Below are 26,091 nucleotides of genomic sequence, written 5' to 3'. Positions count from 1 at the left end.
TCATGGACGACTTTTCCCCCAAACGCGACGAACTTGCCATGATGCCGGCCGACAGCGCCGCTGCCGAAGGCATGGCTTGCGCTTCTGGCGCGGAGAAAATGAAGGCGCAGGCCATGGCCTCGGGCAAGTCCGGGCTGATGCAGCAGCTGGAGGCGGATTATCCGAAAGGGCCGCACGACCAGCCGCAATCGATGTGCCCGGCCTTCGGCTCGCTCCGCGTCGGCCTGCGCATGCGCCGGGTCGGCACCATCCTGTCGGGCTCGGCCTGCTGCGTCTATGGCCTCACTTTCACCTCGCATTTCTACGGCGCCAAGCGCTCCGTCGGCTACGTGCCGTTCAATTCGGAATCGCTCGTCACCGGCAAGCTCTACGAGGACATCCGCGACGCGGTTCATGAAATGGCCGATCCGGCCGCCTATGACGCGATCGTGGTCACCAGCCTGTGCGTGCCGACCGCCTCGGGCGTGCCGCTGCAGATGCTGCCCAAGGAAATCAACGGCGTGCGCATCGTCGGCATCGACGTGCCGGGTTTCGGCGTGCCGACCCATGCCGAGGCCAAGGACGTGCTCTCCTCGGCGATGCTGACCTATGCCCATGGCGAGGCCGAAAGCGGGCCGGTGCAGGCGCCGCGCGGCGGCATTGAGGGGCGTCCCTCGATCACCCTGCTCGGCGAGATGTTCCCGGCCGATCCGATGATGATCGCCGCCATGCTCGAACCCATGGGCCTGGCTGCAGGGCCGGTGGTGCCGGTGCGCGAATGGCGCGAGCTCTATGCCGCGCTCGACTGCGCCGCCGTCGCCGCGATCCATCCCTTCTACACGGCTTCGGTGCGTGCCTTCCGCGCCGCCGGACGCAAGGTCATCGGCTCCGCGCCGGTGGGCTTCGAGGGCACCGATGCCTGGCTGCAGGCGATCGGCGAGGGCTGCAATGTGCCGCAGGCCCAGATTGACGCCGCGCGCAACGCCTTTGGCGGTGCGATCCGTGGCGCGCTTGCCGAAAACCGCATCAATGGCCGCATCACGCTGTCGGGCTATGAGGGTTCCGAACTGATCGTCGCGCGGCTTCTGGTCGAAAGCGGCGCGGACCTCAAATATGTCGGCACCGCCTGCCCGAAGACCGAGTTCTCCGCGTTCGACGCCGAATGGCTCGAAGCCCATGGCGTCCAGGTCCAGTATCGCGCCTCGCTCGAACAGGACCTGGCGGCGATGGCCGAGTTCAAGCCCGATCTCGCCATCGGCACCACGCCGGTGGTGCAAAAGGCCAAGGAGAACGCCACACCGGCGCTCTACTTCACCAACCTGATCTCGGCGCGCCCGCTGATGGGCCCCGCCGGCGCCGGCTCGCTCGCGGCCGTCGTCAACGCCGCCATTGCCAACAAGTCGCGCTTCGATCGCATGCACGCCTTCTTCGGCGATGTCGGCAAGGGCGACAATGCCGGCGTCTGGGAAGACAAGCCGGTGCCCAACACCACATTCCGCAAGAAATTCGCCGCCAAGGCGGCCGCGTCGAAGAACGCGGTGGATTCCGGGGAGGCGGTTGGCTCATGACGCTGATCATCGACCACGACAGGGCAGGGGGCTACTGGGGCTCGGTCTATGTGTTTGCGGCCATCAAGGGGCTGCAGGTCATCATCGACGGCCCGGTCGGCTGCGAAAACCTGCCGGTCACGTCCGTACTGCACTACACCGACGCGCTGCCGCCGCATGAGCTGCCGGTCGTCGTCACCGGCCTGGGCGAGGAAGAACTCGGCCAGCACGGCACCGAGGCCGCGATGAAGCGCGCCCGGGCGGTGCTCGATCCCGATCTCCCCGCAGTCGTCGTCACCGGCTCGATCGCCGAGATGATCGGCGGGGGCGTGACGCCCGAAGGCGCCAATATCCAGCGCTTCCTGCCGCGCACCATCGACGAGGACCAGTGGCAGTCCGCCGACCGCGCGCTCAAGTGGCTGTGGACCGAATATGGCCCGAAAAAGGGCAAGGTGCGCCCGCCCAAGGCGCGCAAGGACGGCGAGAAGCCGAAGGTCAACATCATCGGCGCGATCTACGGCACCTTCAACATGGCTTCCGATCTCGCCGAGATCCGGCGCCTGATCGAAGGCATCGGCGCCGAGGTCAACATGACCTTCCCGATGGGCAGCCATCTGGCCGATGTCTCCAGGCTCGCCGATGCGGACGCCAATGTCTGCCTCTACCGCGAATTCGGCCGGCTGCTCTGCGAGGCGCTCGACCGGCCCTATCTGCAGGCGCCGATCGGCATTCATTCGACCACGGCGTTCCTCAGGTCGCTGGGCGAGATGCTGGGCCTCGATCCGGAGCCCTTCATCGGGCGCGAGAAGCACACCACGCTCAAGCCGATGTGGGACCTGTGGCGCTCGGTCACCCAGGATTTCTTCGCCACCGCCAGCTACGCGATCGTGGCGAGCGAAACCTATGAGCGCGGCATCCGCAATTTCCTCACCGAGGAAATGGGCATGCCCTGCAGCTTCTCGGTGCAGCGCGTCGCCGGCCGCAAGACCGACAACCAGGCGGTCCGTCAGCTGATCAAGGACAAGCCGCCCTTGGTGATGTTCGGCTCCTACAACGAGCGGATGTACCTGGCCGAGGCCGGCGCGCGGGCGATCTACGTGCCCGTGTCGTTCCCGGGCGCGATCATCCGCCGCCACACCGGAACGCCGGTGATGGGCTATTCGGGCGCCTCCTGGCTCATTCAGGAAGTCTGCAACGCTCTGTTCGACGCGCTGTTCTCGATCCTGCCGCTGGCGACCGACATGGATGCCGTGGAGGCGACGCCGGTGAAGACGCGGGGCGAAATTCCCTGGGCGCCGGAAGCCAAGACGGTGCTCGACCGGGCGATCGAACTCGAGCCGGTGCTGGTCAGGATCTCCGCCGCCAAGCGGCTGCGCGATGCTGCCGAGGAGCAGGCGCGGGCCCGCGGCAGCGCGATCGTGAACCGGGAAGACGTGGATTTGGCCAGCCAGGCGCTGAGGCGCGGGCGGGCCGCATAACGACGCCGGGACCAACCCGGCAGAGAAGGAGAGTGCGATGAGCATGACAGCACAGCACAAGGAAAGGCAGGCCGCCCGCGGGCAGTCGAGGTCGGACCGGGTCGAATACTGGGTCCTGGTCGGAATTGCCTTTGTCGTTTGTCTGGCCATGGCGGGGACCTCGCGCGGCTTCAAGGCCCTGCGCGGAAAACCGGTCGACAGCCACGGCCAATCCGTTTTCGCGGAGGCGCGCGCATCGGCGCACGCCACCGCAGGCTACGTGTTCATCGCGTAGCATTTCGCCTTTGCCGGTGTCCAAATCCGGCAAGAACCGCCGAAGCCGCCTGTTCGCAGGCGGTCCGAGGCACCCGGCTGCGGGGAACCGCAGCGCTTGTGACTAGGAGGTACTTTCAATGTCCAGTCCAAATACCGTTTCGCTTTCGGGTCTGACCGAAGGGGAAGCACAGGAGTTCCACTCGTACTACCTCCAGGGAATGATTGCATTCGTGGCGATTGCCGTGGTTGCACATCTGCTCGCCTGGTTCTGGCGTCCGTGGATCCCCGGTCCGGAGGGCTACGCCTCGCTTGAAGGTGTCAGCCAGACGGTTTCGGCATTCCTGCCAATGCTCAGCTAAAGGAGAAGCGACATGTGGAGAATCTGGATGATTTTCGACCCGCGTAAAACGCTGGTCGTCCAAGGCGTCTTCCTGTTCGCGCTGGCTGTGATGATTCACCTCGTCCTGCTCAGCACGACCCGCTTCAACTGGCTCGAAGGCGCACCGGTCGTGACCGGCGCTCTCGATCCGTCGACGGGCATTCTGGGGCTTATCCCCTCGATGATCGGCTGATCGCTGAAAACAATGACCGCGGGCGGGGCAAGGCCCAGGCCCCTCCGCCCGCGGTCGAAAACTGGAATGGGCAAAACCCGGAACAGGGCCGCGTCGCAAGACAGCGGTCAGACGGGGTTGGAGACAAGCCATGGCGCTGCTGAGTTTTGAAAGAAAATACCGCGTACGCGGTGGCACCCTGATAGGCGGTGACCTGTTCGATTTTTGGGTCGGACCATTTTACGTAGGCTTTTTCGGCCTCACCACGGTTTTTTTCGCGGGTCTTGGCACCGCGTTGATGGCCTATGGCGCGGCGCTTGGGCCAACCTGGAACATCTGGCGGATCTCGATTGCTCCGCCTGATCTGAGCTACGGGCTCGGCCTGGCGCCACTGGCCGAAGGCGGACTTTGGCAGATCATCACCATCTGCGCGATCGGGGCCTTCGTGTCCTGGGCGCTGCGCGAGGTCGAGATCTGCCGCAAACTCGGCATGGGCTTTCACGTCCCGGCCGCCTTTGCCGTCGCGATCTTCGCCTATGTGACGCTGGTCGTGATCCGGCCGATCCTGATGGGCGCATGGGGACACGGGTTCCCCTACGGCATCTTCAGCCATCTCGATTGGGTGTCGAACGTCGGATACCAGTATCTGCACTTCCACTACAATCCCGCGCACATGCTCGCGGTGACCTTGTTCTTCACCACGACCATGGCGCTGGCGATGCACGGCGGCCTGATCCTCTCGGCCAGCAATCCGGGCCGCGACGGCACGCTCTACAACAATCCCAATGAGGTCAAGTCACCGGAACACGAAGACACGTTCTTCCGCGACATCATTGGCTATTCCGTCGGCACGCTGGGCATTCACCGCCTCGGTCTGGTGCTGGCCCTGAACGCCGGTTTCTGGAGCGCTGTGTGCATCGTCATCAGCGGTCCGCTCTGGAACAAGGGTTGGCCCGAGTGGTGGAACTGGTGGCTCGATCTGCCGATCTGGAGCTGAAAGGGATCTGATCATGGAATACCAAAACATATTCACGCAAATACAGGTCCGCGGACCTGTGGAGGCCGGGATCCCGTTGCCCCGCGGCGACGACGAGCGCATCGGCAAGCCGATCTACAACAAGCTCGCCGGCTGGATGGGCTACGCCCAGATCGGTCCGATCTACCTGGGCTTCCTGGGCACCGCGTCGCTGATCGCGGGCACCATCTGGTTCGTCATCGTCGGCATGAACATGCTGGCGTCGGTCGGCTGGGACCCGATCCAGTTCATCCGCCAGCTGTTCTGGCTCGCGCTTGAACCGCCGCCGGCCAAATACGGCCTCGGAATCCCGCCGCTCAACGAAGGCGGCTGGTACATCATCTCCAGCGTCTTCCTTCTGGCCGCGGTGCTGATGTGGTGGGCGAGGGTCTATATCCGGGCGCGCGCGCTCGGTCTCGGCACCCACGTCTTCTGGGCCTTCGGCTCGGCCATCTTCCTGTTCCTCTGCCTCGGCCTGTTCCGGCCGCTGATGATGGGATCCTGGGCTGAAGCCGTTCCCTACGGCATCTTCCCGCACCTCGACTGGACCGCGGCGTTCTCGATCCGCTACGGCAATCTCTACTACAACCCGTTCCACTGCCTCTCGATTGCATTCCTGTACGGCTCGGTTCTGCTGTTCGCCATGCACGCTGCGACCATTCTCGCGGTGACCCGGTACGGCGGCGAGCGCGAAGTGGAACAGATCACCGACCGCGGTACCGCTTCGGAACGCGCAGCGCTGTTCTGGAGGTGGACCATGGGCTTCAACGCCACCATGGAATCTATTCACCGTTGGGCCTGGTGGTTTGCCGTGCTCACACCGATTACCGGCGGCATCGGCATCTTGCTGACCGGGACCGTGGTCGACAACTGGTACCTGTGGGGCATGAAGCACGGCCTTGTCGCGCCGCTGCCCGACTTGTGGCCGACGGTCGTCGATCCGGCCATTGGGGGTTAAGACAATGAATCAACTTTGGATACCATTCGCTGCGGCCGGCGCCGTGTTCGTGGGCGCTGCCATCATCTTCGGCGCCGACTGGGACACGCCGCCCGTCGACAGCGTGCAGATCGGTTATCGCGGATCGGGCATGGTTCAAGTGCTCGACCGCGAGGACCAGGCGGCCCTCAAGGTTGCCAATGCCGTGCTGGAGCCGGCCTATCAGCCGGATCCGGCAGGTCCCCGGGCCAACGAGGTCTACCAGAACGTCCAGGTTCTGGGACATCTTTCGGAAGACGAGTTCAACGAACTGATGTTCGACATCACCCAGTGGGTGTCGCCGGTGGAAGGCTGTAACTACTGCCACAACCCCGACGATCTCGCCTCCGATGAAGTCTATACCAAGGTGGTTTCCCGCCGCATGCTGCAGATGACGCAGCACATCAACGAGGACTGGCAGCCCCACGTCGCCCAGACCGGCGTGACCTGCTACACCTGCCACCGTGGCCAGACGCTGCCCGCCAATGTTTGGGCCAAGGACAGCGGCCCCGGCGAAAAGGGCAGGGCCGTGGGCTGGCGCGGAGGCCAGAACATCGTCAACAAGTTGGCCGCCAACACCTCGCTGCCGACCGATGCGCTGGAAAGCTACCTGCTGGGCGAGAAGAACATCCGCGTCCACTCGCTGACCGCGCTTCCTGACGGAACCAACAAGAACACCGTCAAGGAAACCGAGGAAAGCTGGGCGCTGATGATGCACATGTCCGAAAGCCTGGGGGTTGGCTGCATCACCTGCCACAACACCCGCGCCTTCAACGACTGGGATCAGAGCCCGACCCAGCGCGTGACCGCATGGCACGGGATCCGGCTGACCCGGGACCTCAACAATGCCTTCATGACGCCGATGGAGCCGGTGTTCCCGGCCAACCGCAAGGGGCCTGAAGGCGACGTGTTCAAGGTCTCGTGCAACACCTGCCACAACGGCGTTCAGAAGCCGATGTACGGTGCCTCGATGCTCGAGAACTACGTCAAGTCTCTCGGCACCCAGACGGAGCGCGGCGTGCCCGACTTCAATCTGTGGAAGGAAGGAGAGACCAAGGTTCTGGCTCCGACCAACACATCATCTCTTGCGCCGGCCTCCGGCGCTGAGGAAAAGGCTCTGGCGTCTGCCGACTGAGCCTGCGGCAAGCGGCGCTTTCCCTCGGCGTCCGTTTGCGCAAAAGAGGACCGGAGATCGCGAGATCTCCGGTCTTTCTTTTTTGGAAGAGGGGTTCCGCATCCATCCGCTTCGCGGCTCACGGCCGGTGCTGCTGCACGCGCGCGCATCGCGCATTGGCCGCGCTTGCCGCCAGCAGCGCCCGCAGGCGCGGAAAGCTCGGGCATCGGTGCAGCAGCCCCGCCAAACCCCACGTCACCGCGCCTGGCCCCGCAACGGAGGCGGAATTCAGCGAGCCTCCGTCCGCAGCGAGTTCCGGCTGCCCGGTCTTGCTGCTCCCGGGCCTCAAGGCCTGTCGCAGGCGCCAGTGGTCGCGCCTGACGGCCTCCGGGCAATGGGGGTGGGAGGCGAGACCGTCCGGTGGCGCCAGGCGGCCTCCGCGCCGCTGCCGAAAGGCGCGCGACAGGCGCGTGGCGCGTTTCTCCGTCAAAGCCCAGATATGGCCGTGATCCATGCCGAGGATGAGGCGGACGCTCTTTCCGGAAACAGGATTACCAAGCCACGTGCGATCAACCGCGGTAGGCTTGCCTTGCAGGTCGGCAGCAGCGATCGGCGCCACGCGTCGACGGCCTGCAGGCGCGGCTCGTTCCTCACCGCACCCGCGGGGCAACGCAGTCCCAGCCGGCAAGGCCTTGGCTTGCATCGTCAAATACCGGGATGGTCTGCTGCTCTTCCTGTCCGACGTTCGCATCGTGCTCGGCACCAACAGCGTCGAGCGGACCTTCCTGCCGGTTGCCCTCAGTCGCAAGAACGCGTTCTTTGCCGGACACGATGCAAGGGCGGAGAACTTGGCCACCATCGCCTCGCTCAGCGGGACCTGCAAACTCAAGGCCTTAGACCCGCTGGCCTGTCCACCCGCCGCCCTGGCCGTCCTTGTCAAAGCCCATAAACAGAGCCGGATCGCTCAGCTTCTGCCGTGGAAGTATCCGGCTATGTATCTGCGCCAACCGGAACGCTGTCCCCCGACCCAATGTGGGCACCGGGCCGGGAGCCTTCTCAGCTGTCGAGCAGAGCCGTGCCGTAGGAATTGTCGACAGCGCATAACCAGGTGCCAGACGAGTCCTGACGAAACACATAGGTGGCACGTCGTACCGTCGACGTCGCAATGCCGTTTTCATCGACGGCATCCAACCAGGTTTCCATGATCACCAGCGCCGTGTCTCCGCCCTCGATCACCTCCATCCTCCCCTGGCGGACTTTCAATGTGTCATGGAAGTGAGCAGAGATTGCTTCGAACGCTTTCCGGATCTGGTCTTTGCCTTTGGCATACATGCCTGCCTTGACCACCAGGGTGGCATCATCGGTGTAAAATCGCATCAAGCCGTCGAAGTCTTTGGCCGATATGGAATGGTCTGCAGATTCGATAAGGATTTTCAGGGGATGGTCGGACATTCCGGACTCCAAAATGGCCGCGAGCGGAAAAACAAAACCCGCCACGCGGCGGGTTGCCTTGTCTTGAAATATGACGCGCTTACCCCACCACCCGATGAATGGGGCCAATAATCAAAGTGAAAGCGCGAACACAGTCCATGGGGCGTTTTTATCACCAGCACCAGCGACTGGCAAATGATCACGTCCAGGTCTGAGCAGGCTGCTCAAGGTGCCAGCGGCACACGGCGTTCCCGTGGTGCTTGAGGAGCTCGCGCAGCAGCTTGGCCATGGATCTCGGGTCGGACCATGAAGGCATGGTTTCATTCTTCGTCATTCCGGCCTTGAGCCGGAACCCGGCTGCGCGCGTCGGCGTCGTTAAAGAGTCTTTTGCGATCAAGGATTTGATCGCGCTTGATGCCGGATCAAGTCCGGCAGGACGGGTGGCGCGCGATAGCCGTCAATAACAACAAGGGGTCGAAGGCAGGGGGGGCAGCACTCTCAGGCCCCGCGCGGAGCGGGGCCTGAGCATTGGACATGGCAGCTGCGTGAGACCTTGAAACGGTCAGAACACCAGGTCGGGATAGCGCTCCGCATAGATCCGGAACCAGGGCGTGAACTGGTCCGGGTGCCGGGCGATCTCCGCATGCAGCTCGTCGCGGGTGATCCAGCGTGGGTCCTCGACCTCGCAGCTCGTCGCGGGTCATCCAGCGTGTGTCCTCGACCTCGCGCGGGTCGGGCGCCAGTTGTACCGCCGTGCGGTCGGCCTTGCCGATATACATCGTCACCTTCTCGTGCTCGTGCAGGCCGTTGCCGACATCGGCGGAATATTCGACCACGCGCCGGCGCGACAGCGCCACGTTGAAGCCGAGCTCCTCGTGCAGCCGGCGCCGGGCGCAGCTGTCGATCGGCTCGTCCCAGTGCGGGTGCGAGCAGCAGGTATTGGCCCACAGCCCGCCGCAGTGGTACTTCTCCTTCGCCCGCTTCTGGATCAGCAGATGGTCGCCGTCGAACACGAAGATCGACACAGCGAGGTGGAACAGCCCGTCGACATGGCATTTCAGCTTCTCGACCGGATAGAGCGAGCCATCCTCTGCAATCGCGGGGATGATGGTTGGGCGTATGTTCATCGTTCTGTCCTGTCTGTCAGGCCGGGGCGGGCGCGCAGGCGGCCCGTCCGGCATCGTCGGCGCGTCCGGTTGCCGGCGCCGTGGGGGTGGGGAGGGAGAGGGCTTCCACATCGGTCAATCCCTGCCAGCGGCCTTCGAGCGCCAGCAGGTTGAACCGGGTGAAGCAGTATTCCGAAAACCAGTCGTCCCTGTAGGCGGTGCGCACCGCCTCGCCATGGGTGGCGCTGCGGCGGGAAAACGCCTCCATGGCTTCGACCGAGGTCCATGCCGACATCGTCACCTGGTGCAGCCAGGGGATTTCCCCGGTGCCGATCATGAAGTGCCGCATCGGCTCGGCTTCCGCCGTGTCGGAGATCGCCGGCACCCGCGGCCAGAACCGGGTGAGCTTTGAGGGGCGGATCGAGGCGCGGGTCATGGCCACCACCGGCATCCGTTGCGCGGGCGCGGGATCGGCCACCTCGAACACATGACCGTCCCACTGGCCGCGCGTGGTCACCGGCTCGAGATAGAGCGTGGCCATGCGGTCGGCGGTGTTGCGGTAGCCGTCAAGCGCGCGCGCCGAAGCGATCCGCTCGCGCGCGATCTCGAGCGAGGGCCATTCCGCAAGCAGCGTGTAGACGCCGAAATTCGGCCGCGTGGAGAACCCCGCGCCCGAACCGGTGCCCATCAGCTTGAAGAACCGCAGATCCGGCATCCGGCGCAGCGCCGGCTTGGCGAAGCCCATCTGCGAAAGCGCCCACAGGCGCCGGCGCAGCGAGGAAAAGCCGAACAGCGAAAACGTCACCACTGTCATTGGCCTTCCTCCGCTGTCCCCGGGAGCCGCGATCCGCGCACGAGTGGTCCCGTTTGCCGGATCAGGCCACTGCGCGCGACAGGGCGCACTGCGACCACAGATCGCACAGCGAATCCACCAGATGCCTGAGGTCGTCGTCGCTGTGCATCGGCGTCGGGGTGAACCTGAGCCGTTCGGTACCGACCGGCACGGTCGGGTAGTTGATCGGCTGCACATAGACCCCATAGGTGTCGAGCAGGATGTCGGAGATCCATTTGCACTTCTTGGCGTCGCCCACCATCACCGGCACGATGTGGCTCGGGTTGTGCATGTGCGGAATGCCCTTGGCATCGAGCATCGCGCGGAACTTGGCCACGTTGTTGCGATGCGCGGTGCGTTCGGCCTGGCTCTGCTTGAGATGCTTGATCGAGGCGGTGGCGCCGGCTGCCAGCGCCGGCGGAATGGCGGTGGTGAAGATGAAGCCGGAGGCGAAGCTGCGGATGAAATCGCAGACGGCGCGCGTGCCGGTGATATAGCCGCCCATCACGCCGAAGGCCTTGCCGAGCGTGCCTTCGATGATCGTCACGCGGTCCATCAGGCCTTCGCGTTCGGCCACCCCGCCGCCGCGCGGGCCGTACATGCCGACCGCGTGCACCTCGTCGAGATAGGTCATCGCGCCGAAGCGCTCGGCCACGTCGAGGATCTCGGCGATCGGGGCGATGTCGCCGTCCATCGAATAGACGCTTTCGAACGCCACCAGCTTCGGCGCGGCCGGATCGTCGGCGGCCATCAGCTCGGCCAGGTGCTTCGGATCGTTGTGGCGCCACACGCGCTTTTCGGCGCGGCTGTGGCGGATGCCTTCGATCATCGAGGCGTGGTTGAGCGCATCCGAATAGATGATCAGCCCGGGGATCTTGGCGCCGAGCGTTCCGAGCGCGGCCCAGTTCGACACATAGCCCGAGGAGAAGATCAGCGCGGCTTCCTTGCCATGCAGGTCGGCGAGCTCCCTCTCGAGCAGCACATGCGCATGGTTGGTGCCCGAGATGTTGCGGGTGCCGCCGGCGCCTGCGCCGTACTGGTCGATCGCCGCATGCATGGCCGCAATCACCTTGGGGTTCTGGCCCATGCCGAGATAGTCGTTCGAGCACCACACAGTCACATCATGGGTGGTACCGTCGCCGCGGTGCCGCGTGGCCCGGGGAAACCCGCCGGAATGCCGCTCGAGTTCCGCAAACACCCGGTAGTTGCCGGCCGTATGCAGCTTGTCGAGCTGCAAGGTGAAGTAGCGGTTGAAGTCCATGTGGGTTATCCCCCTTAGCTCAGGCCCGTGCAGTCGCGCGGGAAGTTTCCGATTCCGGTTTGGTGTGAAGCGCTGTCCGGTTGGCCCGGTTCTTGTTGGATTGTCTTTTCTTTGTCTTGTCCATCGCCCAGCCCCAAAGGGCGGAATCGCGAACCGGCAAAACGAGAAACAGGTGTTCGATCAGCGCCAGTCCCGCGAACGAGGCCAGCAATGTCCACTTGACCGCGCCATGGGCGGTGTCCGCCTGGGCCGCGGACAGGACGAGCCAGGCAAGAAGGATGGCGCTTCCGCTCAGCGACACATAAAACCAGCCGCTGGTCCGGTCGGTGCGGAAGTAGCTTTTGAGATAGGACAGCCGGTCGGGCAGCATGTCGCTGATGGCGTGGCGTGCGCCGAGATAGATGTTGAGCTTGGTCGACACCCGCATCACCCAGAGCAGGCAGAAGGCCAGGAGCCCGGTGGTGTTGTCGGCCTCGTGCATGAACCACACCAGCGCCAGAAGCGTGACGAACAGGGCGATTTCATGGTCGCGCACGGTCAGGAAGGCGGCGCGGAACCGGCTCTTCTCGTGCGGGGCTTCCATATAGGCGATGCGCCGCGGCCCGGTCACGAGCCCGATCAGGAACGTGGTCTCGTGCCAGGCCCACAGCGCCATGGCCGAGAAGAAGGCGATATAGGCCGAGGTTTCGGTGGTCCGGTCCTCGGTCGCGATCAGCCCGAAGACGCCGATCACCGCCACGCCGGTGGCGAGCGCCATCACGGTCTTGAAATAGCGTGTTCCCGCCCGCGCCAGAGCCAGCACGAGGCCGGTGGCGACCCACCATGCAACGCTTGCGACCAGAAGAGCGGACAGGAACACCATTTTCGTTTCTCCTACCAGACCGGTTGCAACCGGCTCTTGGCCGGAACCTTGTTGGACTTGGTGGGGATCATGTAGAGCCGCGCGAAGGCAAGGCCCGCGCGGGCGGTATGCCAGCCCTTGGCGATCTTGCCGCCGATCCCGCCGCGCTCGTCGGCGGCGGTGATGTCGGCATTGATGCCATTGAGCTTGCGCAAGGCGGCGATGAAGCCCGGATGGTCGAGATCGAGCGTCAGCGGGAACACCTGCTTCGAGATCTCGCTCGTCAGCCGGAACACGCGCATGTCGTAGTCCTCGATGTCGACGCCGAGCGCGGTGTGGAAGGCGGGCCGCGCATGGTCGCGCACATACATGGTCGCAAACACGGCGAGCAGGAAGAACTTGATCCAGTACTTGTTGATGCCCGCCGTCAGTTTCGGATCCGAGCGCATGATCAGCGAAAACGCCTCGCCGTGCCGGAACTCGTCATTGCACCATTCCTGGAACCACTTGAAGATCGGATGGAAGCGCTTTTCCGGGTGCTGCTGCAAATGCCGGAAAATCGTGATGTAGCGGGCATAGCCGATCTTTTCCGACAGATAGGTCGCGTAATAGATGAATTTCGGCCGGAAATAGGTGTATTTCTTCGCCTTGGCAAGGAAACCCATGTTGACGCCGATGTTGAATTCCTTGAGCGCGTCGTTGATGAAGCCCGCATGGCGGCTTTCATCGCGGCTCATCAGCCCGAACAGCTCGCAGATCTCCTTGTTCTTCCCGCGCCGCTTCATCTCCTTGTAGAGCACGCAGCCGGAGAATTCGGCCGTCAGCGAGGAGACGAGGAAGTCGATGAATTCGCGGCGCAGCTCCGCGGGAAGCGCATCGATGTCGATCGAATCCCAGTCGGCATTGCGCTTGAAATGGCCCTTGTTGGGGTCCGACCGCATTTCCGCGATCAGCGCATCCCATTCCTCGCGCACGCCGGAGACGTCGAGACGGTCCATCTCGTCGAAATCGGTCGTGTAGAACCGCGGGTTGAGCATGGTCGATTCAACGGCGGTCTTGGTGGTGTCGTTGATGTCAGGACGGTCGGTGTCGGTGTTCGCCCTGGCGCGTGCGGGTTCGACGTGCTGGTTCATGCCCTGGCCCTCTCTGAAAAGCTGAATTCGCAAAGCTCCATGAACTCGAAATCGCCGGTGGCGCGCGTCCATGTGCGTTCGAGGAGGCTGGCGCGGGTGATCGTGGCGGTGCGCCGGAAGGTCTCGCAGTGGCCGTAAGGCACCTCGACCGGGGAGCCGTGTACCATCACTTCGTCGCCGGGGTAAACAACCACCCCGTTGTCGAAGCGCAGATGCGCCCCTAGTTCCTCGAACGTGTTGTTGATTTCCACCGTGCAAGGAACCTCCTCCTTGCGCCGGCTGATCAGCGACGTTTTGCTCATGGCTTCTTCCCTCTTGAAGCTAGCAGTTCAGAATAGGCGGCGACATTGTCAGGCCCGAAGGCATTCAGATAAAGCCGTTCGCCGGTGGCGGTATCGGAGAGCGACACGCTGCCGTTCTCCCATTGGATAAGCCGGTAGGGCAGCGTGGTGGGGGTTTCCGACACGTGGCGGATGCGCGAAAGCGCGCGCAGCGAGCCGCGGATGAAACCGCCTTCCGAGGTCGGCAGGACCTTGATCACCTCGCCCGAGCGGGCGTCGATGATGGTGATTTCGCTGTCGTGGGTGCCGTCGATGATGATGTCGCGCATCGCCACCGGCTTGTCGTAGATATTGATCATGGTGCCGACACCGGTCTTCATGCCGAAGACGATGGCGGTGAAGGCGAAGCCGATCAGCCCCAGGCCCAGAATCAGCGGCATCCGCGGAAACCGGTCCGGCTTGCGGCCGGGCGTTTTCGGGGTGGAGCCGGTGTTCGGGTAACCTGGGGTGAGGGCGTTCATTGGTCTTACTCCGCGGCCTGGATGATGTCTTTGTGCGGCTGCGCGTCGGCCGGGGCCGAAACCGCGGCTTCGGTCGCGGCCGGGCGTGCGTCGGCCAGTGCCTTTGCCAATACCTTGGCAACCTCGGCCACGTCCTTGAGGCAGATCAGTTGCGGCATCAGCGCGCCGTTCTTGAAGCCGCGCACATGCGGCCAGAAGATCAGCCAGGACAGCCGGTCGCCGGGCGCGAGCGTGAGCGCGATGTCGCCGATCCCGTTCTTGCCCTCGCGCATGTCGGCCGCCGTGATGCGGGCGAAGGGCAGGTTGAAGGTGGCCGAAAGCGCCACGCCGATGCGCATGACGATGCGCTTGTTGGTGATCGTGTAGAGCGTGGTCTTCTGCACGCCCCAGGCAAAGGCCTCGAGCAGGCCCATGCCGATCATCGAAAGGATGGCGAGCGCGCCGGACGAAAACAGGATTTCGCCCGGCGTGCGGTTGTCATAGACCCCGGCGGAAATATTCCAGAGCACGAGCACCCCGAAATACACCGCGATCCAGCGCGTCTTCATCACGCGGCGGGCAACGGCCGCAGACGTGGGAGCGCCCTGCCACAGGATGTATTCGCCTTCCGGAAGCCGTGCCGGGAGACCCGGCACCGGCTCGTAGTCGTGTTCTGGTCCGCCGGTCTCGCTCATGCCAGCGGCTCCTGGCGGCTGGGAACGGCATAGAGCAGGCCGGAACCGTAGTAGGCCATGATCTTGTCTTCCTCGAGCAGGGTGATGCTTTCGGGCTCCTTGGTGCCCGGCACATGCGCGAACTGCTCGCCGAGCAGGGCATTGACGAAGAACACGCGGCTTCCGTCGCGGATCTTGCGGAAGGTGCCGAAGTTGATCGGGACCAGCACGGTGCGCGGCGCTTCGCCGACTTCCGTCAGCACTTCGAGGTAGCGCAGCATCTGTTCGGACCGGTCCACCCAGATGTCGGTGATGGTGCCGGCGACGACCAGGTCGAAGCCGACCACGCGCAGGCCGATCGGGTTGATCTCGCCCTTGGCGATGGAGAAGCCCGGCGCCACCCGCAGCGGCACGATCTTCGGATCGCCCTCATGGCGCAGGTCGGGCCGGTCGGCACGTTCCGCCCAGGAGCCCGGGCCGATGGAATCGAGCATCGGGTTTTCGCCGGTCGGCACATAGGGCGCGCCGGAGAAATTGGCGATCTTGACGCCCGGGATCGGACGGTCGGTGCTGTCGCGACGGTCGTTGGGGACCTTCACTTCGCCATGGCCATGCGGCAGCAGGAAGGTCTTCGGCGGCGGCACGTAGAACCAGTCGTCCCGGTTGAAATAACCCGACTGGTCGGCTTCGAGCGGATAGCCCTCGCGACGGTCTTCCTGCCGGATGTAGAAGATGAGATAGGCGAAAAACACCCAGAACGCGTACAGCGTCACCTGGGCGACATCGATATAGGATGTGATAGCTCCGGTTTGCATGACATTTCTCCTTCAAGAGTCCGGCTGGTCAGCCGGGCATTTCAGCAAGTCCGAAGCGCATGCTCCGGGCCTGGTTTGGCACTTGCCGCCGCGCGGCGAGCGGTCCGAGAACCGCAAGCGCCGTGAAAAGCAGCCCGATTTCGATGTGGTAGACGACGCTGTAGCCGGCGGCCGGCGCGATCAGCGCCGCACCCGGTTCCGCCCCCGCCAACAGCCCGTTGACGCCGTCGCGGATCAGCCCGCCGGCAGCCAGGCCGAGCCCGATGGCGGTGGCCTGCACCGCGCCCCAGGCGCCGATGGCGAGGCCGTTGTCCGATTTCTCGGCGATGTCCATGGCCGCGAGCATGGTGCAGACGGCGAACAGCCCGCCGCCGAAGCCGATCACGCAGGCGCCGGAACGGAACAGGTTGGCCGAGTCGAGCGGCGCCGAGAAGATGATCGCCGAGAAGCCCAGGATGCCCGCCACCAGGCCGAGCGCGGCGAGGCGGTACATGTTGGCGCCCTTGTGCAGCGCACGGCCGGCATGGCTGAAGCCCACCAGCGTGCCGATCGCCCAGATCGCGGTGAGCAGCGTGGTCTGGCTGACGCTGAGGCGCAGCACCTCGCCGCCATAGGGCTCGAGCAGCACGTCCTGCATCGAGAAGGCGGCCGAGCCGAAGGCCACCGCGGCGAGCAGGCGCATCGTGCCCTTTTCCTTGCGGTAGGCGGCGAAGGCTTCCGAGAAACGGATGGTTTCGCGGTCGTGCCGGGTGGCGACCGGATTGCGCGGCTCCTGCTTCCACAGGCAGATCACGTTGAGCACCACGGTGGCCACGGCCGCACCCTGCACCACCTTGATCAGGAGCAGCGGGGCATAGTCGCGCAGCACCACGGCAAAGACCAGCGAGGCCAGCAGCATGCCCACCAGCAACATCACATACATCAGCGCCACCACCCGCGGTCGGGTCTTTTCCGCCGACAGGTCGGTGGCGAGCGCCAGGCCCGCGGTCTGCGCCATGTGCATGCCGATGCCGGTCAGGAGGAAGGCGAGCAGTGCGCCCGCAGGCCCGCCCCAGGAGGGGCCGGTGGTCTGCGACTGCAGCAAAAGCAGCGCGAAAGGCATGATCGACAAGCCGCCGAACTGCAGGATGGTGCCGAGCCAGATATAGGGCACGCGGCGCACGCCGAGCGCCGACTTGTAGGTGTCGGAGCGATGGCCCATCAGCGCCCGGAACGGGGCGGCCAGAACCGGAACCGCCACCATCAGCGCCACCAGCGAGGCCGGCACGCCGAGTTCGACGATCATCACCCGGTTGAGCGTGCCCGTGAGCAGCACGGCGGCCATGCCGACCGACCACTGGAACATCGACAGCCGGAGCAGCCGCGACAGCGGCAGGTCTTCGGTCGCCGCATCCGCGAACGGCAGATAGCGCGGCCCAAGCGATTTCCACTTGTCGAGCATCTTGCGGTTGGCTTTGGCGACGAGGCTCATGACCGGACGAGCTCCTGGGCTTCGGAAATGTAGAACCCGCGCGACACGCGCGAGGGGGCTTCTGAGCGCCAGCCGGCCATGTCGGGGCGTGCCAGCGTTTCGGCGATCAGCTTGCCGATCGCCACCGGCTGGATCGCGGGCGAGCGGTCCGAGCGCGGAAAGATCTTGCCCACGGCCTTCATCGCCACCAGCGGGCGGGTGCGCGGCGCGAGCGTGAACACCATCTTGCGCCGGGTGCGCGCGGCAAGCCCGGCGATCGCGGCCTTGGCGGCCTCGGCGTCGTAGTGAATGAGGGCGTCCATCGACACCACGGCATCGAATTCGCCGTGGTCGGGGGCCAGCATGTCGCCGGCGATCAGGTGCACCGAGCCGCCGTTCTGGATTTCGGGCAGCGCCTCGTTGGCATGGCTGACCATCTGCGGCGACAGGTCGACGCCCAGCACCTCGGCGCCGCGGTGGCCGAGCTCGATCGCCAGCGGTCCGCCGCCGCAGCCGGCGTCGAGAATGCGCCAGCCCTTGAGGTCCTGCGGGAACCGGCTGAGGATTTCGGCCCGCATCTCAGCCCGCCCGGCGCGCACGGTGGCGCGCACGCCCGAGACCTTTTCGGTCGAGGTCAGGCGCTTCCAGGCTTCGAGCGCGGTGCGGTCGAAATAGTGCTGGATCTCGTCACGGCGCTTGATGTAGGCGGCGTCCTGCATCGTCTGTCTCACTCATATCCGAGGAAATCGAAGATTTCCCGGTCCTTCATGGGGCTCGCGTTCAGCTCTTCGGTGCCGGCCCACAATTGCTCGGCGAGCTGCATGTATTCCTGCTGGATCGCCTTGATCTCGGGGTGGTCGCCCATTTCGAACAGGGTGCACTTCTTGAGCCGGCTGCGGCGCACCTCGTCGGAATCGACGATATGGGCGAGCCGCTTGAGACCGATCGCCTCGTTGTAGCGGTCGATCTGGTCGGTGTTGCGCGAGCGGTTGCAGATCACGCCGCCGAGCCGCACGTCGTAGTTCTTCGACTTGGCCTTGATGGCGGCGACGATGCGGTTCATCGCGAAGATCGAATCGAAGTCGTTGGCGGCCACCACCACCGCACGTTCGGCATGCTGGAGCGGCGAGGCGAAGCCGCCGCAGACCACGTCGCCGAGCACGTCGAAGATCACCACGTCGGTGTCTTCGAGCAGGTGGTGCTCCTTGAGCAGCTTCACCGTCTGGCCGACCACATAGCCGCCGCAGCCGGTGCCCGCGGGCGGGCCGCCGGCCTCGACGCACTGCACGCCGTTGTAGCCTTCGAACACGAAGTCCTCGGTGCGGAGTTCCTCCGGGTGGAAGTCCACACCCTCGAGCACGTCGATCACCGTCGGGATCAGGCTCTTGGTCAGCGTGAAGGTGGAATCGTGCTTCGGATCGCAGCCGATCTGCAGCACGCGCTTGCCGAGCAGCGAGAACGCCACCGACAGGTTCGACGAGGTGGTGGACTTGCCGATGCCGCCCTTGCCGTAGATGGCGAAGACCTTGGCCTTGCCGGCGTCCATTTCTGTGTCGAGGTGAACCTGGACGCTGCCGTCACCGTCACCTTCGCCGTTGAGCCCGGCTGCGTCACGCAGCTTGGCGGTTCTTGCATCGTCCATGACGGTACGGGGATGGGTGAAAAGGTTCATTCTGCAGCCTCCACGGACAAGCCTTCGGCACGATCTTCCATTTCCTCCCCGGCAGCGCAAAGCGCGGCCCAGGTCTCGTCGTCCGGCGTCCAATAGTTTCGGTCTTTTGCCTCGATCAGGCGGTTGACCATGCGCAGCGACGAAGCGGGATTGAGCTCCGACAGCCTGCGGCGCATGGTCTCGTCGAGTATGAAGGTCTCGCTCAGCTTCTGGTACACCCAGGGCTGCACGTCGCCGGTGGTTGCCGACCAGCCCATGGTGTTGGAAATCTGGGCCTCGATCTGACGCACGCCTTCATAACCGTGCGCCAGCATGCCTTCGAACCATTTCGGATTGAGCGACCTCGTGCGCGTTTCGAGCGCCACCTGTTCGCCCAGCGTCCGGACCCGGCCTTCGCCCTGGGTCTGGTCGGAGATGAAGACGGGCAGCTGCTGGCCGCCCTTGGCAAGCGACACCGCCTTGGAGATGCCGCCGAGCGTATCGAAATAATGGTCGATGGTGGTCACGCCGAGTTCGACCGAATCGAGGTTCTGGTAGGCCATGTCGACCTTGGCGAACACGTCGTTGAGCAGTTCCACCTGCGCCGAGGACTTGCCCTTGCGGTCGATCGCAAAGCCCTTGCGCGAGGTGTACATGTCGGCGATCTCCTGGTCGTCGGTCCAGGCGCTGGAGCCGACCAGGAAGTTGACATTCGCGCCATAAGCACCTTCGGCATTCGAGAACACGCGGTAGGCCGCCTGCTCGATGTCGCAGTCGTGGTCGGCGGCATAGGCGAGCGCATGCTTGCGCACGAAGTTCATGTTCTCCGGCTCGTCGGCGGTGGCCGCCAGATAGGAGGCTTCGGCAAGCATCGAAGCCTGCAGCGGCAGCAGGTCGCGGAAAATGCCCGACAGCGTCATCACCGCGTCGATGCGCGGGCGCTTGAGCTCTTCGAGCGGGATCAGTTCCGCGCCGCAGACCCGGTTATAGGCGTCGAGCCGCGGCCGCGCGCCCATCAGCGCCATGGCCTGGGCCATCGGCCCGCCTTCGGATTTGAGGTTGTCGGTGCCCCACAGCACGATGGCGATGGTCTCGGGCAGCTTGCCGTCGGCCTCGATGTAGCGCTCGAGCACCTTGGCGGCCTGGCGGGCGCCGTCGCGAACGGCATAGGCGCTCGGGATGCCGAACGGGTCGAAGCCGTGGATGTTGCGGCCGGTGGGGAGCATGTCGGGCCGGCGCAACAGGTCGCCGGACGGCGAGGGCGCCACGAAGCGGCCGTCGAGCGCGGTGATGATGCCGTCGAGCTCGCGGTTGTCGGCGAGGTTGGCATTGGCGCGCACCAGCCGGTCGATCAGCGCGATCTTCTCCTCGCTGCCGGTGCGTGCGGCCTTGACCGCGGTCTCGTCGAAGGCGGCGATGGCCTCGATCACGGCCTTGTCCGGCGTCTGGGCATCGTCGGCCTCGGCGATCAGCTGCAGCATTTCCTTGCGCTCGGCGGCGCTCATGGCCTGGCCGGCGACATGCAGCCCGTGCGGGATCAGCGCGTATTCGAGTTCGATCATCGCCGCGTTGAGCGCGTTCACGTAAGCGGCGCGGTCCTCGGTCGAGGCGTCGCGCAACAGGTCGAGCGCTTCGGCCTGGGCCAGCACCAGTTCGAACGTGTCGGCGTATTCGGCCTCCTGGCCGGCGTCGAGATTGCGCAGCCGGTCGAGCGAGGACTTGAGTTCGCTCAGGCCCTTGTAGAGGCCGGCATTGGTGACCGGCGGCGTCAGGTAGGAGACCAGCGTCGCGGCCGACCGGCGCTTGGCGATGGTGCCTTCCGAGGGGTTGTTGGCGGCATAGAGATAGAAGTTCGGCAGATCGCCGATCAGCCGGTCGGGCCAGCATTTCGACGACATGCCGGACTGCTTGCCGGGCATGAATTCGAGCGCGCCATGGGTGCCGAAATGCAGGACCGCATCGGCCCGGTAGGTGCGCTTGAGATAGGTGTAGAACGCGGCGAAGGCATGCGTCGGCGCGAAGCCTTTCTCGAACAGAAGCCGCATCGGGTCGCCCTCGTAGCCGAAGCCGGGCTGCACCGCGACGAGGATGTTGCCGAACTGGCGGCCGAGCACGAAGATCGACTGGCCGTTCGAGAAGATCCGGCCCGGAGCCGGACCCCAGGCGGCCTCGATCTCGTCGAGATATTTCTCGTTGCGCACATGGTCGTCGGCGCTGATCAGCGCATGCACATTGGCGAGCGCGCCATAGGAGGCGGCATTGCCGTTGAGCACCATGTCGCGCAGGGTTTCGGGATCGGCGGGCACCTCGATCGTGTAGCCCTCGTCGCGCATCCGGAGCATCGTGGCGTGCAGCGATTCGAACACCGACAGGAACGCCGCGGTGCCCATGTTGCCGGCATTCGGCGGGAAGTTGAAGATCGTCAGCGCCACCTTGCGCTCGGCGCGCGGGGTCTTGCGCAGCGACACCAGCTTCTCCATCCGGCCGGCCAGCACTTCCACGCGTTCCGGATGCGCGCTCATGCAGGAGCGGCCCTTGGGGCAGGTGCCGAGCTTGCGGGCGCAGGAGCAGGCCTGGTCGCCATGGTCGTTCTCGGTGCGGCCGCCGAACACCATGGTGCCGGTGGCGCCGTCGAGTTCCGGGATCGCCACCATGATGGTGGTTTCGATCGGCATCAGCCCCTGGTCGGAGGCTTCCCAGCGCTCGATGGTCTGGAATTCGGTCACATGGGCGGCCACGTAGGGCACGTCGAGATCTGCGAGCACGCCGGCGGCGGCCGCGGCATCGCTGTAGGCAGGCCCGCCCACCAGCGAGAAGCCCGTGAGCGAGAGCATCGCGTCGATCGTCACGCCGGTTTTGCCGCCCGACAGGAACTGCCGGACCGGGCCGCGCATGTCGAGGCCAGAGCAGAACACGGGAACGACGTTGAAGCCGCGGCGTTCGAGCGCGCGGATCACGCCGTCGTAATGGCCGGTGTCGCCCGAAAGGATGTAGGAGCGCAGGAGCAAGAGGCCGATGGTGCCCTTGGCGTCGCGCCGGCTCGGCAGCGCAGCGATAGTGGCGCTGACCCGGCCCTTGATATCGGGGTGGTAGACGCCCTGGTCGGGATATTCGACCGGGGCCGCGGCGGGCAGCTTGCCGCGATAGACGCGGCGTTCGCCATCGGCATATTTGTCGATCAGCAACCGCACCAGATTGGCGATATTGGTGTCGGACGCGGCGATCCGGTACTGCATGGCGATGAAGTAGTTGCGCACGTCCTGGGCGGTGCCGGGGATGAAACGCAACAGCTTCGGCAGCCGGCGGAGCATGGCGAGCTGGCGCTCGCCCGCGGTCTGGCCGCTGTCCTTCTGGCTCTTGGAGCGGTCGCCGCGGAGTTTCTTGAGGATGGCGAGCGGACCCTTCTGCTCGCCGTCCATCTTGAAACGGCCCATCGAGGTGTTCTTCATGATCTCGCCGGCGGACATGCAGCACATCATCGCATCGCAGCTGTCGCGGCGGGCGGCCAGATCCGGGCCGATCGCCTTGACGTGTTCCTCGATGAACAACATCGAGGCGACGATGATGTTGCCCTTGGCGATGTCGTCCTTGCAGGCCTGAAGCCGCTCCGGGCTGTCGTTCCAGTCGGTCGCCGCGTGGACGCTGAGATTGAGTCCCGGAATGTCGGCCGCCAGCATCTTGCGCGCGTCGTCCACCGCCGCCGTCATGTGGTTGTCGAGCGTGATCAGAACAACATTGACCGGGGCGGGGTTAGCGCCCGAAGTGTGCTTTTGCATCGTACAAAGTCTCGATCGTGATCGGGTTCAGGCCGTTCTCAGCGGCATAGGACTCGGTGTTGCGCCGCGCCTTCCCGCGGACGAAAAAGGGGATCTTGCGCAGTTCGCGTTCGGCGTCCTGCGTCCATGAGGGGGCGTTCGCCGCGGCAGGGGCCGCGGCCTCGGTGGAAATCGCTTCGCGGGCTTCGTCGGCGGGCGTCTCGGTCTCGCCGGCCTTCGCGGCCGCGCCGCCATGACCGTGGCCGAGATGCGAGGAGCCGGCGTCGTCGTGGAATTCGAAATCGCCGCGGAACATCTGCAACAGGTGCTCTTCGAGCCCCATCATCAGCGGATGCACCCAGCTGTCGAAGATCACGTTGGCGCCTTCGAAGCCCATCTGCGGCGAGTAGCGGGCCGGGAAATCCTGCACATGCACCGGGCTCGAGATCACCGCGCAGGGGACCCGGAGCCGCTTGGCCGCGTGGCGCTCCATCTGCGTGCCGAGCACCAGTTCCGGCTGGGCGGCGATGATGGCGTCCTCGACATCGAGGTGGTTGTCGGTGATCAGCGGCTCGACACCGTATTTCTGCGCGGCCTCGCGCACGTCGCGGGCGAATTCGCGGCTGTAGGTGCCGAGCCCGCAGACCTTGAAGCCGAGCTCTTCGGAAGCGATCCGGGCGGCGGCCACTGCATGGGTGGCGTCGCCGAAGATGAACACGCGCTTGCCGGTCAGGTAGTTCGAATCGATCGAGCGCGAATACCAGGACAGCCGCTCGGCGCCTTCGCTGGCGAGGTCGGCCGGAACTTCGACGCCGGCGACCCTGGCCACCTCGGCGATGAAATCGCGGGTGGCGCCCACGCCGATCGGGGTGGTGGTGACCATCTCCTGCCCGAACTGGCGCTTGAGCCAGCGCGCCGCCGTGTCGGCGATCTCGGGATAGAGCACGATGTTGAAATGGGCCTCTGGGATCCGGGCGATGTCGGCGGGCGAGGCGCCCATCGGCGCCACCGTGTTGATGCGGACGCCGAGCGCCTCGACGATCCGGACCACCTCGACGATGTCGTCGCGGTTGCGGAATCCGAGCGAGGTCGGCCCCAGAATGTTGCAGCTTGCCTGTTCCGGGGCCACCGCAGGCTTGCCCGCGCCGCCGGCGAAGCCGCGCACCAGCCGGTAGAAGGTTTCGGCCGCGCCCCAGTTTTCCTTCTTCTGGTAGGAGGGCATTTCGAGCGGCACCACCGGCACGTCGAGCGCCAGCGCCTTGGCGAGCCCGCCGGGGTCGTCCTGGATCAGTTCGGCGGTGCAGGAGGCGCCCACCAGCAGCGCCTGCGGCCGGTAGCGCGCCACGGCGTCGCGGGCGGCGGCCTTGAAGATCTCGGCGGTGTCGCCCGACAGATCGCGCGCCTGGAAGGTGGTGTAGGTCACCGGCGGGCGCTTCTTGTTGCGCTCGATCATGGTGAACAGCAGGTCGGCATAGGTGTCGCCCTGCGGCGCATGCAGCACGAAATGCACGCCTTCCATCGAATTGGCGATGCGGATGGCGCCCACATGGGGCGGGCCTTCATAGGTCCAGACAGTCAGTTCCATGGTTCAGGACCCCACTTTCAGAAGCGAGCGCCGCATCAGCGGCCGCGCCACCAGTTCGGCGAGATCGCCGGCCTGTTCGTAGCCCTGGATCGGCGTGAACACGAATTCGATCGACCATTTGGTCGAGCGGCCCTCGGCCTCGAACGGATTGCCGAGTCCCATGCCGCAGACGATCAGGTCGGGATTGTCCTCGTGGACGCGGTCGATCTGCCGGTCGACGTCCTGGCCTTCGCTGACGCGCACGCTCTCGGGCATCATGTCGAGTTCGGCGCCGACCACCTCGCGGTTGAGATAGGGCGTGCCGACCTCGATGATCGAGGTGGCCATCTCCCGCGACAGGAAGCGCGCAAGCGACGGCTCGAGCTGCGAGTCGGGGAACAGGAACACGGACTTGCCTTCGAGCACCGGGCGGTAGCGTTCGACCGCGCGGCGGGCGCGCTCGCGGCCCGGGGCGGTGATCGCGTCGAAGCGCGCGGGCTCGACGCCGAAGCTGTCGGCAATGGCGCGGTACCATCCGGTCGAGCCTTCCTCGCCGAGCGGGAAGGGGGCGGAGATGCGCTTTGCGCCGCGGCGTTCGAGCGCCTGCGCGCAGGTGCCGACCCAGGGCTGGGCCAGGATGAAACGGGTGTTGGGGCCGACCGGCGGCAGCGTCGTCGAGGAGCGCGAGGGCAGGAACCGGACCGGGCCGACGCCGAGGCCGTTGAAGACGCGCATCATCTGGTCCTCGACCACGTCGCCGAGCGCGCCGACGACGATCAGCGAGGGGACCGCATCGGCGCATTCCGCCGGCATGTCGGGCACGAGCGCCGCGAGGAAATTGTCTTCCCCTTGCGTGAAGGTGGTTTCGATGCCGCTGCCGGAATAGGCCATCACCCGGCAGGCCGGCGAATGCGCGCCGTTCAAGCGGTTGGCCGCGCGCGGCAGGTCGAGCTTGATCACTTCGGACGGGCAGGAGCCCACCAGCACCAGGAGCTTGATGTCGGGCCGGCGGTCAAGCAGCCGCTCCACCACCTTGTCGAGCTCCTCGTTCATGTCGGCCATGCCGGCCAGGTCGCGCTCGTCGATGATGGCGGTGGCGAATCGCGGTTCGGCGAAGATCATCACGCCGGCGGCGGACTGCATCAGGTGGGCGCAGGTGCGCGAGCCGACGATCAGGAAAAAGGCGTCCTGCATCTTCCGGTGCAGCCACATGATCGAGGTCAGGCCGCAAAACACCTCGTGCTGGCCGCGCTCCTTGAGCACCTCGCGGCGCTCGGCGGTTTCGGGGCCGCAGCTCTGCGCAGGGGCGGGGGCTTTGTAGACGACGGTCATGCGGCGACCTCCCGGGAGGACTGTCCGGAGGCGGCGCCGATGCGGGCCTGCCGGAATTTGTAGAGGAACTGGCCGGCATTGATGACGTAGGAGACATAGGCGGCGGTCGCCAGCGCCAGCAGCTGGGCGTCGGAGAGCAGGCCGCCCCACAGCGCGACGAGATAGGCGGTGTGCAGCGTCAGGACCAACATCGACACCACGTCCTCCCAGAAGAACTGGGGGGCGAACAGATAGGCGCCGAACACGTCCTTTTCCCAGATCGCACCGGTGATCATGATCGCGTAGAGCGTCATCGTCTTGACCACCACCGAGACATGCGTGGCCATCAGCCAGCTGCCGGTCATCCACCAGTGAATGATCAGTCCGACCGAGATCGCGAACACCAGAAACTGAATCGGGGCCAGGATTCCCTGCACCAGCGTCCAAACCGAATTGTCCCGGCGGAGCCGTTCTTCGGGTGTGTAAAGACCGGCAGGGGCATCGCTGGGCGATACATGCGCATTCATACGGCTCAATCCCTCTCCGCTAGAAAGCCTCATGGGGGGAAGGT

The 26,091-nt window shown here is 65.2% G+C and carries 26 protein-coding genes and 1 pseudogene; 9 read left to right on the top strand and 18 right to left on the bottom strand.

What is annotated here, in order from left to right; all coding sequences use genetic code 11:
- Positions 1-2: 2 nt before the first annotated feature.
- The 8 genes from bchY (at position 3) to pufC (ending at position 6,936) form a co-directional block, all read left to right on the top strand.
- Positions 3-1,547, top strand: a complete 1,545-nt coding sequence (gene bchY / locus AWJ14_RS06275; protein ID WP_066176481.1) for a chlorophyllide a reductase subunit Y — start codon at positions 3-5, stop codon at positions 1,545-1,547.
- Positions 1,544-3,004, top strand: coding sequence for a chlorophyllide a reductase subunit Z (bchZ, locus tag AWJ14_RS06270; RefSeq protein WP_066176480.1), 1,461 nt, complete (start codon positions 1,544-1,546; stop codon positions 3,002-3,004). Before bchY ends, bchZ begins: the two co-directional genes overlap by 4 nt.
- A 37-nt stretch (positions 3,005-3,041) precedes the next feature.
- Positions 3,042-3,278 carry a hypothetical protein gene (locus AWJ14_RS06265; protein ID WP_066176478.1) on the top strand — a complete coding sequence of 79 codons (237 nt, stop codon included), beginning with the start codon at positions 3,042-3,044 and terminating at the stop codon, positions 3,276-3,278.
- A gap of 118 nt (positions 3,279-3,396) precedes the next feature.
- Positions 3,397-3,618 (top strand): light-harvesting antenna LH1, beta subunit, encoded by a 222-nt coding sequence (pufB, locus tag AWJ14_RS06260; RefSeq protein ID WP_066176475.1) that lies wholly within the window; start codon positions 3,397-3,399, stop codon positions 3,616-3,618.
- A gap of 12 nt (positions 3,619-3,630) precedes the next feature.
- Positions 3,631-3,831 carry a light-harvesting antenna LH1, alpha subunit gene (pufA, locus tag AWJ14_RS06255; RefSeq protein ID WP_066176473.1) on the top strand — a complete coding sequence of 67 codons (201 nt, stop codon included), beginning with the start codon at positions 3,631-3,633 and terminating at the stop codon, positions 3,829-3,831.
- A 130-nt stretch (positions 3,832-3,961) separates the two neighbouring features.
- Complete coding sequence (gene pufL, locus AWJ14_RS06250; RefSeq protein ID WP_066176471.1) at positions 3,962-4,807, top strand: photosynthetic reaction center subunit L; 846 nt, start codon at positions 3,962-3,964, stop codon at positions 4,805-4,807.
- A 10-nt stretch (positions 4,808-4,817) separates the two neighbouring features.
- Positions 4,818-5,783 carry a photosynthetic reaction center subunit M gene (gene pufM, locus AWJ14_RS06245; RefSeq protein WP_210183509.1) on the top strand — a complete coding sequence of 322 codons (966 nt, stop codon included), beginning with the start codon at positions 4,818-4,820 and terminating at the stop codon, positions 5,781-5,783.
- Between the two features lie 4 nt (positions 5,784-5,787).
- Positions 5,788-6,936 carry a photosynthetic reaction center cytochrome PufC gene (pufC, locus tag AWJ14_RS06240; protein WP_066176466.1) on the top strand — a complete coding sequence of 383 codons (1,149 nt, stop codon included), beginning with the start codon at positions 5,788-5,790 and terminating at the stop codon, positions 6,934-6,936.
- A gap of 118 nt (positions 6,937-7,054) precedes the next feature.
- On the opposite strand, the gene AWJ14_RS22350 is transcribed toward pufC, so the two are convergent.
- Positions 7,055-7,534, bottom strand: coding sequence for a hypothetical protein (locus AWJ14_RS22350; protein ID WP_171904828.1), 480 nt, complete (start codon positions 7,532-7,534; stop codon positions 7,055-7,057).
- Between AWJ14_RS22350 and AWJ14_RS22720 the strand changes: the two are divergent.
- Positions 7,428-7,700: pseudogene (locus tag AWJ14_RS22720) on the top strand (hypothetical protein); the annotation flags it as partial. The gene AWJ14_RS22350 and the pseudogene AWJ14_RS22720 sit on opposite strands and share 107 nt — an antisense overlap.
- Positions 7,701-7,971: 271 nt before the next feature.
- Here AWJ14_RS22720 and AWJ14_RS22715 read toward each other — a convergent pair.
- The 17 genes from AWJ14_RS22715 to bchF form a co-directional block, all read right to left on the bottom strand.
- A complete protein-coding gene (locus AWJ14_RS22715; protein ID WP_066176574.1) occupies positions 7,972-8,367 on the bottom strand; it encodes a YybH family protein in 396 nt (131 codons plus the stop codon).
- A gap of 401 nt (positions 8,368-8,768) precedes the next feature.
- A complete protein-coding gene (locus AWJ14_RS06225) occupies positions 8,769-9,473 on the bottom strand; it encodes an isopentenyl-diphosphate Delta-isomerase (RefSeq protein ID WP_210183503.1) in 705 nt (234 codons plus the stop codon).
- Positions 9,474-9,489: 16 nt separating this feature from the next.
- On the bottom strand, positions 9,490-10,266 hold the full coding sequence (locus AWJ14_RS06220; RefSeq protein WP_066176461.1) for a hypothetical protein: 777 nt from the start codon (positions 10,264-10,266) through the stop codon (positions 9,490-9,492).
- 61 nt (positions 10,267-10,327) lie between these two features.
- Positions 10,328-11,545: a 5-aminolevulinate synthase gene (gene hemA, locus AWJ14_RS06215; RefSeq protein WP_066176458.1), complete on the bottom strand. Its 1,218-nt coding sequence runs from the start codon at positions 11,543-11,545 to the stop codon at positions 10,328-10,330.
- Positions 11,546-11,564: 19 nt separating this feature from the next.
- Positions 11,565-12,407 carry a putative photosynthetic complex assembly protein PuhE gene (puhE, locus tag AWJ14_RS06210; protein ID WP_083220086.1) on the bottom strand — a complete coding sequence of 281 codons (843 nt, stop codon included), beginning with the start codon at positions 12,405-12,407 and terminating at the stop codon, positions 11,565-11,567.
- An 11-nt stretch (positions 12,408-12,418) separates the two neighbouring features.
- Positions 12,419-13,519, bottom strand: a complete 1,101-nt coding sequence (acsF, locus tag AWJ14_RS06205; RefSeq protein WP_066176454.1) for a magnesium-protoporphyrin IX monomethyl ester (oxidative) cyclase — start codon at positions 13,517-13,519, stop codon at positions 12,419-12,421.
- Positions 13,516-13,821, bottom strand: coding sequence for a hypothetical protein (locus AWJ14_RS06200; protein WP_066176452.1), 306 nt, complete (start codon positions 13,819-13,821; stop codon positions 13,516-13,518). Before AWJ14_RS06200 ends, acsF begins: the two co-directional genes overlap by 4 nt.
- On the bottom strand, positions 13,818-14,321 hold the full coding sequence (puhC, locus tag AWJ14_RS06195; protein WP_066176449.1) for a photosynthetic complex assembly protein PuhC: 504 nt from the start codon (positions 14,319-14,321) through the stop codon (positions 13,818-13,820). The genes AWJ14_RS06200 and puhC overlap by 4 nt, the downstream gene beginning before the upstream one ends.
- A gap of 5 nt (positions 14,322-14,326) precedes the next feature.
- A complete protein-coding gene (gene puhB / locus AWJ14_RS06190) occupies positions 14,327-14,995 on the bottom strand; it encodes a photosynthetic complex putative assembly protein PuhB (RefSeq protein WP_066176446.1) in 669 nt (222 codons plus the stop codon).
- Positions 14,992-15,789, bottom strand: a complete 798-nt coding sequence (puhA, locus tag AWJ14_RS06185) for a photosynthetic reaction center subunit H (protein ID WP_066176443.1) — start codon at positions 15,787-15,789, stop codon at positions 14,992-14,994. The genes puhB and puhA overlap by 4 nt, the downstream gene beginning before the upstream one ends.
- Before the next feature lie 28 nt (positions 15,790-15,817).
- Positions 15,818-17,260, bottom strand: a complete 1,443-nt coding sequence (locus tag AWJ14_RS06180) for a BCD family MFS transporter (protein ID WP_066176441.1) — start codon at positions 17,258-17,260, stop codon at positions 15,818-15,820.
- Positions 17,257-17,958 (bottom strand): magnesium protoporphyrin IX methyltransferase, encoded by a 702-nt coding sequence (bchM, locus tag AWJ14_RS06175; RefSeq protein ID WP_066176437.1) that lies wholly within the window; start codon positions 17,956-17,958, stop codon positions 17,257-17,259. Before bchM ends, AWJ14_RS06180 begins: the two co-directional genes overlap by 4 nt.
- 8 nt (positions 17,959-17,966) lie before the next feature.
- On the bottom strand, positions 17,967-18,911 hold the full coding sequence (bchL, locus tag AWJ14_RS06170) for a ferredoxin:protochlorophyllide reductase (ATP-dependent) iron-sulfur ATP-binding protein (protein ID WP_083220084.1): 945 nt from the start codon (positions 18,909-18,911) through the stop codon (positions 17,967-17,969).
- Entirely contained in the window at positions 18,908-22,666 is a 3,759-nt protein-coding gene (locus AWJ14_RS06165; protein WP_066176433.1) for a magnesium chelatase subunit H, read from the bottom strand. The genes bchL and AWJ14_RS06165 overlap by 4 nt, the downstream gene beginning before the upstream one ends.
- Positions 22,641-24,230 (bottom strand): ferredoxin:protochlorophyllide reductase (ATP-dependent) subunit B, encoded by a 1,590-nt coding sequence (bchB, locus tag AWJ14_RS06160; protein WP_066176430.1) that lies wholly within the window; start codon positions 24,228-24,230, stop codon positions 22,641-22,643. Before bchB ends, AWJ14_RS06165 begins: the two co-directional genes overlap by 26 nt.
- A gap of 3 nt (positions 24,231-24,233) precedes the next feature.
- Positions 24,234-25,541, bottom strand: coding sequence for a ferredoxin:protochlorophyllide reductase (ATP-dependent) subunit N (locus tag AWJ14_RS06155; RefSeq protein WP_083220082.1), 1,308 nt, complete (start codon positions 25,539-25,541; stop codon positions 24,234-24,236).
- Positions 25,538-26,047 carry a 2-vinyl bacteriochlorophyllide hydratase gene (gene bchF / locus AWJ14_RS06150; protein WP_066176427.1) on the bottom strand — a complete coding sequence of 170 codons (510 nt, stop codon included), beginning with the start codon at positions 26,045-26,047 and terminating at the stop codon, positions 25,538-25,540. The genes AWJ14_RS06155 and bchF overlap by 4 nt, the downstream gene beginning before the upstream one ends.
- Between the last annotated feature and the right edge of the window lie 44 nt (positions 26,048-26,091).

Origin of the sequence: Parahoeflea olei (assembly GCF_001703635.1) — a bacterium.
GTDB lineage: Bacteria > Pseudomonadota > Alphaproteobacteria > Rhizobiales > Rhizobiaceae > Hoeflea > Hoeflea olei.
This window is presented reverse-complemented; position numbering and strand designations above follow the sequence as displayed.